Here is a 14689-nt window from a genome sequence, read left to right as displayed (position 1 = left end):
TTTGATCGGATTGCACTATCGGTTCGAGCAGGCGTGCCGGGACGGCGCCGCGCCAGGTGCCGGCTCTGCGCTGTCCCTTGTCCGAACCGGCGCTTTGGCCTATTGGCGCGCTTTGCTGGTGCCGAAAAGATCCATGAACGCTGCCCCGAAAATCTCCTTCGTCTCGCTCGGTTGTCCCAAGGCGCTCGTCGATTCCGAGCGGATCATCACGCGCCTGCGGGCCGAGGGCTATGAGCTGTCGCGCACCCACCAGGGCGCCGACCTGGTCGTGGTCAATACCTGCGGCTTCCTCGATTCGGCCAAGGCCGAGAGCCTGGCGGCGATCGGCGACGCGCTGAAGGACAATGGCCGGGTCATCGTGACCGGCTGCATGGGCGCCGAACCCGAACAGATTCGTGCCGCCCACCCCTCGGTGCTGGCGATCACCGGTCCGCAACAATATGAGAGCGTGCTGGCCGCGGTCCATGAGGCGGCGCCGCCGAGCCACGACCCGTTCCTCGACCTGGTGCCGCCGCAGGGCATCAAGCTGACGCCGCGGCACTACGCCTATCTGAAGATTTCCGAGGGCTGCAACAACCGCTGCACCTTCTGCATCATCCCGAAGCTGCGCGGCGACCTGGTCTCACGGCCGCTCGGCGATGTCATGCGCGAGGCCGAGAAGCTGGTCGCGGCGGGCGTCAAGGAACTGCTGGTTATCTCGCAGGACACCTCGGCCTATGGCATCGACGTCAAATATGCCGAGAGCCAGTGGCGCGACCGCACCTGGCGGACCAAGTTCCTCGACCTGTCGCAGGCGCTCGGCGAGCTCGGCGTCTGGGTGCGGATGCAATATGTCTACCCCTACCCGCATGTCGACGAGGTCATCCCCTTGATGGCCGAGGGCAAGATCCTTCCCTATATCGACATCCCCTTCCAACATGCCCATCCGGACGTGCTGCGCCGGATGAAGCGGCCGGCGCACCAGGAAAAGACCGCCGAGCGGATCCGCCGCTGGCGCGAGATCTGTCCGGAACTGACCATCCGCTCGACCTTCATCACCGGTTTTCCCGGCGAAACCGAAGACGAGTTCCAGTTCCTGCTCGACTGGCTCGACGAGGTCCAGCTCGACCGGGTCGGCTGCTTCAAATACGAGCCGGTGGCGGGCGCCACCTCCAACGCCCTTGCCGACCATGTGCCGCCCGATGTGATGGACCGGCGCTGGCACCGCTTCATGAAGAAGCAGGCGGAGATCTCGGCAAAGCGGCTGAAGAAGAAGGTCGGCACACGCCAGCAGGTGATCGTCGACGAGGCCGGCCCGACGGTGGTCAAGGCGCGGTCGAAGGGCGATGCCCCCGACATCGACGGCGCGGTCTATATTCACACCAAGCGCAAGCTCAACGTCGGTGAACTGGTCACGGTCAAGATCGACCGTGCCACCGAATACGACCTGCACGCCGCCCTCTGAGCCAGGCTCGCGCGGGGCCCGGTGCTTCCGTTGGGAGAGCCGTCATCCCGGCGTCGCAGGGTGCGATGCACAAAAGTCACACTCGCCCGGAACTCCAGGAAAAGTAACGAGAACGTCATACCGTCCGGCCAGGATGTTTGTTATCGACCCGACACTTGCGCATGACAGGAACATTTCGCAGATGTTCGGAGTTACAGAGGCCGATGATGATCGATAGACGCTTTTTCGTGGCGACAGCGCCATTTGTCCTTGCTGGCTGCGTCACGCAGCGCCAGGAGCTGGCGGACCCTGGCCCACGAATCGATCCGAGCTATCTGCAGATGTATGCGGCGATCGATACCGAGCCCTATCCGATCCCGGCCATCGACCTCAGCGAGGTCGACCCGCGTTTCCTGCGCCAGGAAGTGGCCTATCGCACGTCCGAGCAGCCGGGCACGGTCGTGGTCGATCCGACCGCCCGCTTCGCCTATCTGGTGATGGAAGGCGGCCGCGCGCTGCGTTACGGCGTCGGCGTCGGCAAGGAAGAGGGTTTCAACCTGACCGGCGTCGCCACCATTAGCCGCAAGGCCGAATGGCCGCGCTGGACGCCGACCCAGGACATGATCCGCCGCGAGCCGGAGCGTTACGGCCCGGTCGCCGCTGGCCTCGCCGGCGGTCCGTCCAACCCGCTCGGCCCCCGCGCGCTCTATCTCTATCGCGGCAACCGCGACACCTATTATCGCCTGCATGGCACGACCGAGCCCTGGACGATCGGCACCCAGGTGTCGTCGGGCTGCATCCGCTTCATGAACCAGGACATCATCGACCTCTACGCCCGCGTGCCGAGCGGCACGAAGGCTGTCGTGCTGCCCTCGCGTGGGGGTGCGGCGACGGCCTGATCGCCGGACAGCCCTGCATCCATAGGCCCTGGTTCCGCCCTCGCCTTTCCGCCAGCATGCTGGCGGAAACGAGGTGCGGATGGCTGTTGAACTCAATTCCTTGTCCGCCGTCGATCTGGTGCGCGCCTATCGCGCCCGCAGCCTGTCACCGGTCGAGGTGATCGAAGCCTCGCTGACGCGGCTCGGCACGGTCGACACAGCGCTCAACGCCTTCTGCCTGGTCGACGAAGCCGCCGGCCGGCGCATGGCGAGCGAGTCCGAGGCGCGCTGGCGTCGGGGCGAACCGCTGGGGCCGCTCGACGGCGTCCCGGTGGCGGTCAAGGACACCAATCACGTCACCGGCTGGCCGATGCGTTTCGGCTCGCGCACCATGCCCGACACCCCAAGCCAGTTCGATACCCCCGGCGTCGCCCGGCTGCGCGAGGCCGGCGCGGTGTTCTTCTGCAAGACCACCACGCCGGAATATGGCTGGAAGGGCATTACCCACGGGCCTTTGACCGGCATCACCCGCAATCCCTGGAACCCGGCCAAGACGCCGGGTGGTTCGAGCGGCGGCGCCGCGGTGGCGGTGGCGACCGGTGTCGCCCCGCTCGCCACCGGCGGCGACGGCGGCGGCTCGATCCGCATCCCCGCGTCCTTCACCGGCCTGTTCGGGCTCAAGGCGACCTTCGGACTGGTGCCGAATTTCGCCCATTCGCTCGGCACGCTCGGCGTCTTCGGCGGCTTGACGCGCACGGTCGCCGACAGCGCGCTGATGCTCACCGTGATCGGCCGGCCCGATGGCCGCGACGCCTTCGCCGTGCCGTTCCGCGACGTCGATTATGCCGACGGGCTGGACCGGGGCGTCGAGGGCCTGCGCATTGCCTATGCGCGCGACCTGGGTTTCCCTGATGTCGACGGCGAAGTGGCCGCCGCCGTCGCCGCCGGTGTCGGCGCTCTGTCGCGGGCGGGAGCGGCGGTCAGCGCGGTGTCGCTCGATCTCTCAGGCCTGCGCCGGGTGATGGGCGTGATATGGCGCAGCGGCTATGCCGGCGCGTTGCGCCACCTGACCGGGTCGCAATTGCAGATGCTGGAACCCGAGCTGCTCGAGCTCGTCGTCCAGGCGGGCCGGATCTCGGCCGCCGACCTGCAATGGGCGCAGGACGAGTGCCGGGCCTTGAGCAATCGCATGCAGGCCTTCCATGGCGAGCACGATCTCCTGGTGACGCCGACCATGCCGATCACCGCCTTCGACGCCGGCATCGACACGCCCGACCGTCAGGCCTTTCCGGAATGGTTCGACTGGACGCCCTTCACCTGGCCGTTCAACCTGAGCCGCCAGCCCGCGGCCTCCGTGCCCTGCGGTTTCACCACAGCCGGCCTGCCCGTTGGACTGCAGCTGGTCGGCCCGGCCTTCCGCGAAGACCTGGTGCTGAGGGCGAGCCGGGTGGTCGAACGCGACCTGCCGCAGAAGACGCTGGCCTGGGGCTAGACGCCGTCCGGCCCGAGCGTAGACCCGCTCCCACGAAGACGAGAGAGAGGGTTGAGGCGCCGCGCGCGCCGCCTCCCCCATTCGCCATTCGCCACTCGCTCAGGTGTGAATCACCCGGCCATAGGCGTCGAGCACGCTCTCATGCATCATTTCCGACAGGGTCGGATGCGGGAAGACCGTGTGCATGAGCTCTTCTTCCGTCGTCTCCAGGTTCATCGCCACGACATAACCCTGGATCAGTTCGGTGACCTCCGCGCCGACCATATGCGCGCCGAGCAGTTTGCCGGTCTTGGCGTCGAAGATCGTCTTGACCATGCCATCGGGCTCGCCCAGCGCGATCGCCTTGCCATTGCCGACAAACGGGAAGCGGCCGACCTTCAGCGTGTAGCCGGCCTCCTTGGCCTTGGCTTCGGTCAGGCCGACGGAAGCGATCTGCGGGTGGCAATAGGTGCAGCCGGGGATCTTGGCCTTGTCCATGGCATGGGTGGTGAGGCCCTTGATGGTCTCGACGCAGATGACGCCCTCGTGCTCCGCCTTGTGGGCGAGCATCGGCGGGCCGGCGACGTCGCCAATGGCGAAGATGCCGGGGACATTGGTCCGGCCATAGCCATCGGTGACCACCGTGCCGCGGTCGATCTTCACGCCGAGCGCCTCGAGCCCGAGATTTTCGATATTGCCGACCACCCCGACCGCCGAGATCAGCCGCTCGGCGACAAGCGTCTGCGTCTTGCCCTTGTCGTCCTCGATCGTCGCGGTGATGCCGTTGGCCGATTTGTCGACCTTGGTCACCTTGGTCGAGGTCAGGATCTTGATGCCCTGCTTCTCGAAGCGCTTGCGGGCGAGCGCGGCGATCTCGGCATCCTCGACCGGCAGCAGCTGGGGCAGCACCTCGACCACCGTCACCTCGGCGCCCATGGTGCGGTAGAACGAGGCGAATTCGATGCCGATGGCGCCCGACCCCATGACCACCAGGCTCTTCGGGAAGGTCGCCGGCACCATGGCGTCGAAATAGGTCCAGATCAGCTTGCCGTCGGGTTCGATGCCGGGCAGCACGCGCGGCCGCGCGCCGGTGGCGACGATGATGTTCTTGGCCTGATAGGTGCCGGCCGGCAGGATGCCCTTGGGCGGCGGCGTCTGCGGTTGGACGGCGGGTTTCGCCGGCGCGGAGACCGTCACCTTGCCGACCCCGGTGATCTTGGCCTCGCCCCAGATGACGTCGACCTTGTTCTTCTTCAGCAGGAAGCCGACGCCGTTGTTGAGCTGGCCGGAGACGCCGCGCGAGCGCTTGACCACGGCGGCCGGATCAAAGGTCATGGTGCCGTTCAGCGTCAGGCCATAATCCTTGGCGTGATTGGCGTAGTGGAAAATCTCGGCCGAGCGCAGCAGCGCCTTGGTCGGAATGCAGCCCCAGTTGAGGCAGATGCCGCCGAGATGTTCGCGTTCGACGACCGCAGTCTTCAAGCCGAGCTGGGCCGCGCGGATCGCCGCGACATAGCCGCCTGGGCCGCCGCCGATGACGATGATGTCGTAAGTGGACATGGGATGCCTTTCAGTCTGGCCGAAATTTAAAAGAAGGAGAGGCGCGCGGTCCTTGCGCAATCCTCGTTCATCTCGCCGAACAGCGTGTCGGCCTCGCCATAGGCCTTGTCGAAATCCACCCGCGGCTGCTTGTAGGTTTCGCGCGCAATGGCGAGCAGCTTCCAGGACAGCTGCGTGTAGCGCTCGCGCACGATGTCATCGCGGAAATTGGCGAGGAACGTGCCGAGCGCGCCGAACTTGAAGACCGCCGCCTCGACCTCGCGCTGGACCAGCGGATCGACCACCTCGGGGCCCCGGCCGTGATTGATCGCCGCCTCGTTCATCGCATAGGTGCGCATCTTGATCTGGAAATAGGCGTCGATGATATCGCGGCAGGTGCGCAGATATTCCGCGCGCAGCACGTTGCGCTGGACCACCTCGAGATTGCGGCCATGCGAATAGCTCTGATAGGCGGCGGCCCCGAGCGACAGGCCGGCCAGGCAAAGCGAGACGATGGGCAGTGCGTTGGTGGAGGACGCCATCAGCCGGACGCCTTTTCGAGGATTGGCCGGCCGCCGGCGACGCGCCGCGCGCGGCTGCGGATCAACCACCACTGGATGGCGATGGCCACCAGGCCGGACAGGCCGACCGAGCCGAACAGCGGCAGGTCGGTCCAGGCGAGCGCCAGACCGCCGGACCAGATGTCGTAGGCGATGATCGCGGCCGTCAGCGCGAGCAGGACGGCCGACAGGATGAGCGCGGTGACCGAGATGTTGCGTGGATCGAGCGCGCCGAGATAGACGATGGCGAAGACCACGATGGCGATCGAGGCGACCAGAGCCTCGGCCATGAAGGCCAGGATGAAGGTCTCGTCGCCCGCGGTCTTCTCGGCGATCCAGACGATGATCGCCGAGCCGGCGAGCAGCGAAAGCACGTAAGCGAGCAGGAAGGTCAGGAAGGTCTTCATGCTGCCTGCCCTCGCCTCCGCGTTAACGAGAACCACTCGACGTCATGGTGTCCTGAACCCATTCCGGGCCTGCTCGTCCGTCGGCGCCGGGCGAGCCCGATGGCCTACACCAGCATTCCCATGGGGTTCTCGATATAACCCTTGAACGCCTGCAGCAGTTCGGCGCCGAGCGCCCCGTCGACGGCGCGGTGATCGGTCGACAGCGTCACGCTCATGACGGTGGCCACCGCCGGCGCGCCGTTCTTGACGACGACGCGCTGTTCGCCGGCACCGACCGCCAGGATGGTCGCGTGCGGCGGGTTGATCACCGCGGCGAAGTCCTTGATGCCGAACATGCCGAGATTGGACACCGCCGAGGTGCCGCCCTGATATTCCTCGGGCTTCAGCTTGCGGATCTTGGCGCGGGCGGCCAGGTCCTTCATCTCGTTGGAAATGGTCGACAGCGTCTTGTGGCAGGCATCGCGGATCACCGGGGTGATCAGGCCGCCGGGGATCGACACGGCGACGCCGACATCGGCATGTTTGTGCTTCAGCATGGCGCCTTCGGTCCAGGTGACATTGGCGTCCGGCACGGCGCGCAGAGCCATGGCCAGCGCCTTGATCACCAGGTCGTTGACCGACAGCTTGTAGGCCGGCTTGCCGTCCTTGACGGGGGCGGCCTTGTTGAGCTGCTCGCGCAGCGCCAGCAGCGCGTCGAGTTCGGTGTCCAGCGTCAGGTAGAAATGCGGGATGGTCGACTTCGCCTCGACGAGCCGGCGGGCGATCACCCTGCGCATGTTGTCATGCGGGATCTCTTCGAAACTGCCGGGTTCGAACAGCTTCTTCACCGTCTCGTCGGACATGGAGGGGGCCGGTGCGGCTTTTGCCGGCGCGGCAGCGGCGGGCGCCGCGGCAGGCGCGGCTGCCGCCTTGGCGGTGCCGCCGGCGGCTGCCGCCTTGACGTCGCGCTCGATGATCCGGCCATGCGGGCCGGAGCCGAGCACCTGGGACAGGTCGATGCCTTCGAGCTTGGCAATGCGCTTGGCCAAGGGCGAAGCGAAGAGGCGGATGCCGGAGGCGGCCGCAGCCAGGCTTGCCGGCGCCGGCGGCAGCTTTTCAGCCGATGGCGCCGGGGCTGGAGCCGCCACCGGTGCGGCCGGTGCGGCCGGTGCCGCTGCGGCCTGAGCCGGCGCAGCCGCGGGCTTGGCAGCCGCGGCCCCTGCCCCGCTGCCGACGGTTTTCGGATCCTCGCCTTCGCCGGCGATGACCGCGATCAACTGGTTGACCGGCACGTCCTGGGTGCCCTCGGCCACGACGATCTTGGCGAGCACGCCTTCATCGACCGCCTCGACCTCCATGGTCGCCTTGTCGGTCTCGATCTCGGCGATCACGTCGCCCGCTTTGATCTTGTCGCCTTCCTTCTTCAACCACTTGGCAAGGTTGCCCTTTTCCATGGTCGGCGACAGGGCGGGCATCAGGATGTCGATGGGCATCGGGTCCTCCGGCTCAGGTCCGGTTAGCTGATGGCTGTGGTGGAGCCCGGATCCGACGGCGTGTCGAATTCGGCGTCCAGCATGTTGCGGATGCGCTCGAGGGTCAGGCTTTCGGCCGCCCCCGTTTCCATGGCGTAGATGCGGGCAACGTGGCGGGCGATGTCGGCCAGCGCGATGCCCCAGGCCTGCGGGTCGTCGAAGCTGCGGCGCAGCGAGATATGCAGGCCGCCCTCGACAATGCCGGCGCGCAGGATTTCGACACCGCCCCGGTCCAGGGCGGTCGGCGGAATCTCAAGCGCGTCGAAGGGCATGGTCATGCCCGGCTCCCGGTCAGCGGTAGGTGATCGCCTTGACCGCCTCGATCACGTCGGCGACCGTCGGCAGCGCGAGCTTTTCGAGATTGGCGGCATAGGGCATCGGCACGTCCTTGCCGGAGACCCGGGCTGGCGGCGCATCGAGATAGTCGAAGGCGCGCTCGACCACCCGGGCGGTGATTTCCGCGCCGATGCCGTTCTGCTGCCAGCCCTCTTCCACCGTCACCACGCGGCCGGTCTTCATCACCGAGGCGATGACCGTCTCGGTGTCGAGCGGGCGCAGGGTGCGCAGGTCGATCACCTCGGCGTCGATGCCGAGCTTCTCGAGCTCGGCGGCCGCCTTCAGCGCATAGCTCATGCCGATCGACCAGGAGACGATCGTCACGTCCTTGCCGGCCCGGGCAATGCGCGCCTTGCCGATCGGCAGCACGAAATCGTCGAGCTTGGGCACCTCGAAGGACTGGCCGTAGAGGATCTCGTTTTCCAGGAAGATGACCGGGTTCGGATCGCGGATCGCCGCTTTCAGCAGCCCCTTGAAGTCGGACGCGGTATAGGGCGCGACGACCTTCAGGCCCGGCAGGTGCGAATACCAGGCCGAATAGTCCTGGCTGTGCTGGGCGCCGACCCGGGCGGCGGCGCCGTTCGGTCCGCGGAACACGATCGGGCAGCCCATCTGTCCACCCGACATGTAAAGCGTCTTGGCGGCGGAATTGACGATATGGTCGATCGCCTGCATGGCGAAGTTGAAGGTCATGAATTCGACCACCGGCTTCAGGCCGGTGAAGGCGGCGCCGACGCCGACGCCGGCGAAACCGTGCTCGGTGATCGGCGTATCGATCACCCGGCGCGCGCCGAACTCCTGCAGCAACCCTTGCGTCACCTTATAGGCGCCCTGATATTCGGCGACCTCCTCGCCCATCACGAAGACGGCTTCGTCGGCGCGCATTTCCTCGGCCATGGCGTCGCGCAACGCCTCGCGTACCGTCATGGTGACCATTTCGGTGCCGGCCGGGATCTCGTCCGAAACCGGGGCCGCGGCAACCGGCGCCGGCGGCGCGGCCGGGCTGGTGACGACGGCGGGGGCCGCGACCGGAGCCGGCGCCCCGGCCGGCGGCGCTGCCGCCGGTTTGGCGGCTGCGGGAGCCGAGGCGGCGGCGGCATCTTCGCCATCGGCGAGCAGAACCGCGATCAACTCGTTGACCGGCACGTCCTGGGTGCCTTCGGGCACGACGATGCGGGCGAGGATGCCCTCGTCGACCGCCTCGACCTCCATGGTGGCCTTGTCGGTCTCGATCTCGGCGATCACGTCGCCCGGCTTGACCTTGTCGCCTTCATTCTTGGTCCACTTGGCGAGATTGCCCTTTTCCATCGTGGGCGAGAGCGCCGGCATGAGGATGTTGATGGGCATGGCAGGCTTCCGATCGGGGGTGAAAAGGGATCAGGATCGCGCCGTCGCGACGCCAACCACGAGGGCGGCGGCGAGGGCCGCGAAGAAGACGGCGAAGGCCTTGAAGAACAGCGTCAAATGGGCTCTTGCCTCGAGCGGCATGTGCTTCAGCGACCCGAGCCAGTTGACATAGCGGCTGAACCCGAGGGCGCGGAAGCTCTCGGACCGGTTGGCGACGATCCAGGCGCGGACGAAAGCCAGGGCGGCGACGATCCAGGCGGCCAGGGCCACCGTCGCGACAACCACCGTCAAGATTCCGGTCAGCGTCACCTTGACCACTCTCACTTCAGGATATCGGTCCACAGCTCGGACGGATCCGGCTCGGGGTCGTTGGTGGCGAATTCGGCGCTCTCGGCGACGATGTCGCGCACCGAGGCGTCGATCTTCTTCAACTCGTCCTCGGCGACCTTCCAGGTCTTCAAGAGCCGCTCGCGGACCTGCTCGATCGGATCATGCTCGGTGCGCATCTTCTGCACCTCGTCCTTGGTCCGGTATTTGGCCGGATCCGACATGGAATGGCCGCGATAACGGTAGGTCTGCATTTCCAGGATGTAGGGCCCCTTGCCGGCACGGCACCAGTCCATGGCGCGCAGGCCGGCGGCGTGGACCGCCCGGATATCCATGCCGTCGATCTGCTCGCCCGGAATGGAGAAGGACAGGCCGCGCTTGGAGAAGTCGGTCTGGGCCGAGGCGCGATTGACCGACGTGCCCATGGCATAGCGGTTGTTCTCGATGATGTAGATGACCGGCAGCTTCCATAGCGCGGCCATGTTGAAGCTCTCATAGACCTGGCCCTGATTGGCCGCGCCGTCGCCGAAATAGGTCAGCGAGACATTGTCATTGCCGCGGTAGCGGTTGGCGAAGGCCAGGCCCGTGCCGAGCGACACCTGGGCGCCGACAATGCCGTGGCCGCCGTAGAAATGCTTCTCGGCGGAGAACATGTGCATCGACCCGCCCTTGCCGCGCGAATAGCCGTTGCGCCGGCCGGTCAGCTCGGCCATCACGCCGTTGGCGCTCATGCCGGTGGCCAGCATATGGCCGTGGTCGCGATAGCCGGTGATCACCTGGTCGCCCTGCTTGGACGCCATCTGCATGCCGACCACGACCGCTTCCTGGCCGATATAGAGGTGGCAGAAGCCGCCGATCAGGCCCATGCCATACATCTGGCCGGCCTTTTCCTCGAAGCGGCGGATCAGCAGCATTTCGCGATAGGCGTCGAGCTCCTGCTCGCGTGTCCATGTCGGCTGCTGGGATTGTTTCTTGACCGGTCCGGATTTCGACGCCGTGGTCTTGGCGCCGGCTTTCACGCTCTTCGTCGCGGTCACGGCCATAGGGTTCCCCTGCGCATCAACTGTCAGACGACAGATAGCGCGGCCAGCGGCCCGAGGGAAGCGCGGCCGTCAGGCCATTGTGCAGTGCACAAACCATTGACGCGGCAAGGCAATCAAGGAGTTAACCGGATTTCGGTTCACAAGGCGTCATCAACCGATTTTAGGTTGATATGACGCAGGCGTGACCGGTTGGCTCAACGCCGCCGCTCGATCAGGATCAGTTCGCGCGGGTCGGCGAAATTGAGGATTTCGCGTGCCCGCTGGTCGAGCATGTCGGGATCCAGCGCCTCGGTGCGCATCAGCACCACCCGCCGGTCGACCTCGGCCTTTTCGCGCCGCAGCGCCTGAAGCTCGGTGTTGAGATCGGCGATCTCGGCCAGGAACTGTTGTTTGGCGCGAATGCCGTGATCGCCGTGATAGGCGTGAAAGCCGAAATAGGCGATCATCACCGCGGCCAGCGCGTAGAGCGCGGCAGCTTGCAGAATCCGGTGAAGTCTCGTGCGAATGACCATGGCCGGATCCTGCCCGAATCCGGTTTCGGGAGCGTTAATCGTTCCTGAATTTGGCGAGCCGGCGCACCATGGACGGCCAGGTCGCGGCGATCAGCAGGCCGAGGACGATGGCGACCACGCCGGTGGCGGCGAGCGGGCTCGGGATCTCGCCCAGCACGGGAATGCCGATCAGGGTGCCGAGCACCGGGATCATCGGCGGAAAGCGCGCCGCGGTGGCGACCCCGAGCGTCCGCGTGCCATAGGTCCAGAGCAGCAGGCCAATGGCGACGTTCATGATGCCCTGGTTGACGCCGTGGAAGACGATCGCGCTCCAGGGCGCCGCCGACAGGCCGGGGTTGAGCACCAGGAGATAGACCGGAAGATAGACCATCGACAGGACCGAGACGATCGAGGCACCGACGACCGAGGGCACCTGCCAGCGGCCGCAGAGCCAGGTGAACACGCCCCAGCCGAGGCCGGCCACCACGAAGATCAGGTCGCCGGCCAGCGTGCTCGCGCCCTCGGCCCCGGTCGAGCCGGCAATGGCGATGGCGGCGAGGCCCGACAGCACCACCGCGAAACCGAGCAGAACGCCGCCAGGGATCCGCGCACCCATGCCGAGATAGGCAAGCGTCGTCGCGGTCACCGCCACCATGCCGGGCTGGATCGCCGAGGCATGCGCCGCGGGCGAATAGATCAGGCCGATATTGGACAGCACCGTCAGCGGAAAGCCGCCGGTCAGCACCAGGGCAATCCCTTTGCCCCAGCCAAGACCCGCGCAATCGGCGACGCCGGCCCGGATGAAGAACGGCAGCATGACCGCGCCGGCGAAGATGAAACGCAGCGCCGCTATGTCATAGGCCGACAGATTGCTCGCCAGGCCGAAACGGACCGAGACGAACTGGCCGCCATAGATCGACACGGCGGTGGCCATGGCGATCAGGGCGAGCATGCGGGGGGACAAAGTCGACATTGCAGCGCAGCATTCGCCGATCGCCGCCCGGCTCACAAGGACGCATCGAGCAGGTCGGCCATGCCGGTCTCCGGCCGAGGCGATACGGCGCGCCCTGCTTGCCAGGACTTGGCTGCCGGGACTTGGCTGCCGGGACGATCCAGCGCAACATGGCGCGGATCGCCATGACATGTGGCGGAAATCACTTTGCACTAGACTCATTCGGGACGCACCCGCACGGCAAGCCGGCGCAGGCATCCCTCTGGAGCTCGATAATGACCAAACGCCCCCTGTTCTTCGCAACGCTCGCGGCGCTGGCCGCGCTGACCGTGATGGCCCCGACGGCCGATGCCCAGAAGCGGGCGAACCCGGAACGGGGTCAGGACAGCCAGGCCGCGCCGACCGGTTCGGTCGGCCGGATCACGCCGCAGCAGATGGCCGCCGTGCTGCGCAATCGCGGCTTCCAGGCCGAGGTCCTCAGCGAAAACAACCGGTCGCGGATCCGCACCATGATCGGCGGCCGCCGGGTCACGGTGTTCTTTTATGCCTGCAATGACGGCGGCTGCCAGTCGATCCAGTACCGCGCGCTCTACGAAAAGAACGATCGCTTCACACACGCCTTCGTCAACGCCTGGAACTACGAGAAACGTTTCGCCAAGACCTATCTCGACAGCGACAACGACCTGGTTCTCGAATGGGACGTCGATTTCGACGGCGGCGTCAATGTCGGTTTCATCTCGGAATCGGTGGCGACCTTCCAGACCATGATCAACGCCTTCGATCGGTTCACCCCGCGCGCCAGCAGCGGCGGATCCGCCGGCCGCTCGACCAGTCCTGGTCCGGCCCCTGCGCCTGCGCCCGCACCGGCGGATCCGAGCGCGCCGCCGTCGACCGGCGGCAAGGGCGGCGGCAACCCGACCGAACGGCGGACCTGAGCATTTTTCCGCGGTTCAGCCGAACCTCGGGCGTCAACTGAAAACGGCGGGCCATGGCCCGCCGTTTTTGCGTCATGCGGCGTGATCCGGGCCGATGGCTCAGCCCTTCGACTTCAGCGCGCCGCGGCCGGCATAATGCGCCTGCGGCCCGAGCTCTTCTTCGATGCGGATCAGCTGGTTGTATTTGGCGGTGCGATCGGAGCGGGCGAGCGAGCCGGTTTTGATCTGGCCGCAATTGGTGGCGACCGCGAGATCGGCAATGGTCGCGTCCTCGGTCTCGCCGGACCGGTGCGACATGACCGCGGTGTAGCTGTTGGAATGGGCCATGGCGACCGCCGCCAGGGTCTCGGTCAGCGTGCCGATCTGGTTGACCTTGACCAGGATGGAATTGCCCAGGCCCTGCTCGATGCCCATGGCGAGCCGCTTGGTATTGGTGACGAACAGGTCGTCGCCGACCAGCTGGCATTTGGCGCCGACCAGGTCGGTGAGGATCTTCCAGCCCTCGAAATCGTCCTCGGCCATGCCGTCCTCGATCGTCCGGATCGGATAGTCGGCGACCAGCTTGGCGAGATATTTGGCCTGGGCCTTGGGATCGCGCACCTTGCGCTCGCCCTCGTAGTGATAGGCGCCGTCCTTGAAGAACTCGGTGGCCGCGCAATCGAGGCCGATCACCACGTCGTCGCCGGCCTTGTAACCGGCCTTGTCGATGGCGGTCATGATGAAGTCGAGCGCCGCCTGCGCCGATTTCAGGTTCGGCGCGAAGCCGCCCTCGTCGCCGACATTGGTGTTGTGGCCGTCCTTCTTCAGCGCCGCCTTCAGCGTGTGGAAGATTTCCGAGCCGGTGCGGATGGCTTCCGCAACGGTGGGCGCGCCGACCGGCAGCACCATGAATTCCTGGAAGTCGATCGGGTTGTCGGCATGGGCGCCGCCATTGACGATGTTCATCATCGGCACCGGCAGGACATGGGCGAAGGAGCCGCCGACATATTTGTAGAGCGGCAGGTCACGCGACAGCGCGGCGGCCTTGGCGGTGGCCAGCGACACGCCGAGAATGGCATTGGCGCCGAGGCGGGCCTTGTTGGCCGTGCCGTCGAGCGCGATCATGATGTTGTCGATCTGCACCTGGTTGGTGGCATCGAGCCCGCCGAGCGCGTCGAAGATCTCGCCATTGACCGCGTCGAGCGCCTTGCGCACGCCCTTGCCGCCATAACGCGCCTTGTCGCCGTCGCGCAGCTCGACCGCCTCGTGGGCGCCGGTGGAGGCGCCCGACGGCACCGCGGCGCGGCCCTTGGAACCATCCTCGAGCACCACGTCGACCTCGACGGTCGGATTGCCACGGCTGTCGAGGATCTCACGGGCGATGATGTCGATGATGGCTGTCATTGCGGCCTCTCAGATGGCGGGTGACGGGGCGTCGGCGCGTTCTACAACAATGTCAGCCCCTTTCAAGACAGCGCGCGCACGTGTAG

General features: G+C 66.5%; 15 protein-coding genes. 4 read left to right on the top strand and 11 right to left on the bottom strand.

The annotated features are described in order from the left end of the window. Positions 1-133 precede the first annotated feature (133 nt). The 3 genes from rimO (at position 134) to E8M01_RS30750 (ending at position 3793) form a co-directional block, all read left to right on the top strand. Positions 134-1444 carry a 30S ribosomal protein S12 methylthiotransferase RimO gene (gene rimO / locus E8M01_RS30760; RefSeq protein WP_136963643.1) on the top strand — a complete coding sequence of 437 codons (1311 nt, stop codon included), beginning with the start codon at positions 134-136 and terminating at the stop codon, positions 1442-1444. Positions 1445-1647: 203 nt separating this feature from the next. Then, positions 1648-2322, top strand: coding sequence for a L,D-transpeptidase (locus E8M01_RS30755; protein ID WP_136963642.1), 675 nt, complete (start codon positions 1648-1650; stop codon positions 2320-2322). A 79-nt stretch (positions 2323-2401) separates the two neighbouring features. After that, on the top strand, positions 2402-3793 hold the full coding sequence (locus E8M01_RS30750) for an amidase (RefSeq protein ID WP_136963641.1): 1392 nt from the start codon (positions 2402-2404) through the stop codon (positions 3791-3793). Positions 3794-3892: 99 nt separating this feature from the next. On the opposite strand, the gene lpdA is transcribed toward E8M01_RS30750, so the two are convergent. The 10 genes from lpdA to E8M01_RS30700 form a co-directional block, all read right to left on the bottom strand. Continuing rightward, positions 3893-5332 (bottom strand): dihydrolipoyl dehydrogenase, encoded by a 1440-nt coding sequence (lpdA, locus tag E8M01_RS30745; RefSeq protein WP_136963640.1) that lies wholly within the window; start codon positions 5330-5332, stop codon positions 3893-3895. 26 nt (positions 5333-5358) lie between these two features. Next, positions 5359-5853, bottom strand: coding sequence for a hypothetical protein (locus tag E8M01_RS30740; RefSeq protein ID WP_136963639.1), 495 nt, complete (start codon positions 5851-5853; stop codon positions 5359-5361). Next, positions 5853-6278, bottom strand: a complete 426-nt coding sequence (locus E8M01_RS30735) for a hypothetical protein (RefSeq protein ID WP_136963638.1) — start codon at positions 6276-6278, stop codon at positions 5853-5855. The genes E8M01_RS30740 and E8M01_RS30735 overlap by 1 nt, the downstream gene beginning before the upstream one ends. Before the next feature lie 104 nt (positions 6279-6382). Further along, positions 6383-7750 carry a pyruvate dehydrogenase complex dihydrolipoamide acetyltransferase gene (locus E8M01_RS30730; protein ID WP_136963637.1) on the bottom strand — a complete coding sequence of 456 codons (1368 nt, stop codon included), beginning with the start codon at positions 7748-7750 and terminating at the stop codon, positions 6383-6385. Positions 7751-7773: 23 nt separating this feature from the next. Then, the gene (locus E8M01_RS30725) at positions 7774-8067 is read right to left on the bottom strand and encodes a DUF5076 domain-containing protein (protein ID WP_136963636.1); all 294 of its coding nucleotides are present in this window, start codon (positions 8065-8067) and stop codon (positions 7774-7776) included. Between the two features lie 13 nt (positions 8068-8080). Continuing rightward, complete coding sequence (locus tag E8M01_RS30720) at positions 8081-9472, bottom strand: pyruvate dehydrogenase complex E1 component subunit beta (RefSeq protein ID WP_136963635.1); 1392 nt, start codon at positions 9470-9472, stop codon at positions 8081-8083. Positions 9473-9502: 30 nt separating this feature from the next. Next, positions 9503-9796: a hypothetical protein gene (locus E8M01_RS30715; RefSeq protein ID WP_136963634.1), complete on the bottom strand. Its 294-nt coding sequence runs from the start codon at positions 9794-9796 to the stop codon at positions 9503-9505. Further along, the gene (gene pdhA / locus E8M01_RS30710; RefSeq protein WP_136963633.1) at positions 9793-10842 is read right to left on the bottom strand and encodes a pyruvate dehydrogenase (acetyl-transferring) E1 component subunit alpha; all 1050 of its coding nucleotides are present in this window, start codon (positions 10840-10842) and stop codon (positions 9793-9795) included. The genes E8M01_RS30715 and pdhA overlap by 4 nt, the downstream gene beginning before the upstream one ends. A gap of 194 nt (positions 10843-11036) precedes the next feature. After that, entirely contained in the window at positions 11037-11354 is a 318-nt protein-coding gene (locus tag E8M01_RS30705; protein ID WP_136963632.1) for an FtsB family cell division protein, read from the bottom strand. A gap of 34 nt (positions 11355-11388) precedes the next feature. Further along, entirely contained in the window at positions 11389-12306 is a 918-nt protein-coding gene (locus E8M01_RS30700) for a DMT family transporter (RefSeq protein WP_136963631.1), read from the bottom strand. A 254-nt stretch (positions 12307-12560) separates the two neighbouring features. Between E8M01_RS30700 and E8M01_RS30695 the strand changes: the two genes are divergently transcribed. Continuing rightward, positions 12561-13220, top strand: coding sequence for a YbjN domain-containing protein (locus tag E8M01_RS30695; protein WP_170182140.1), 660 nt, complete (start codon positions 12561-12563; stop codon positions 13218-13220). A gap of 99 nt (positions 13221-13319) precedes the next feature. Here E8M01_RS30695 and eno read toward each other — a convergent pair whose 3' ends face one another. Then, positions 13320-14603 carry a phosphopyruvate hydratase gene (gene eno / locus E8M01_RS30690; RefSeq protein WP_136963629.1) on the bottom strand — a complete coding sequence of 428 codons (1284 nt, stop codon included), beginning with the start codon at positions 14601-14603 and terminating at the stop codon, positions 13320-13322. Positions 14604-14689 lie beyond the last annotated feature (86 nt).

The organism is Phreatobacter stygius (genome assembly GCF_005144885.1).
GTDB lineage: Bacteria > Pseudomonadota > Alphaproteobacteria > Rhizobiales > Phreatobacteraceae > Phreatobacter > Phreatobacter stygius.
This window is presented reverse-complemented; position numbering and strand designations above follow the sequence as displayed.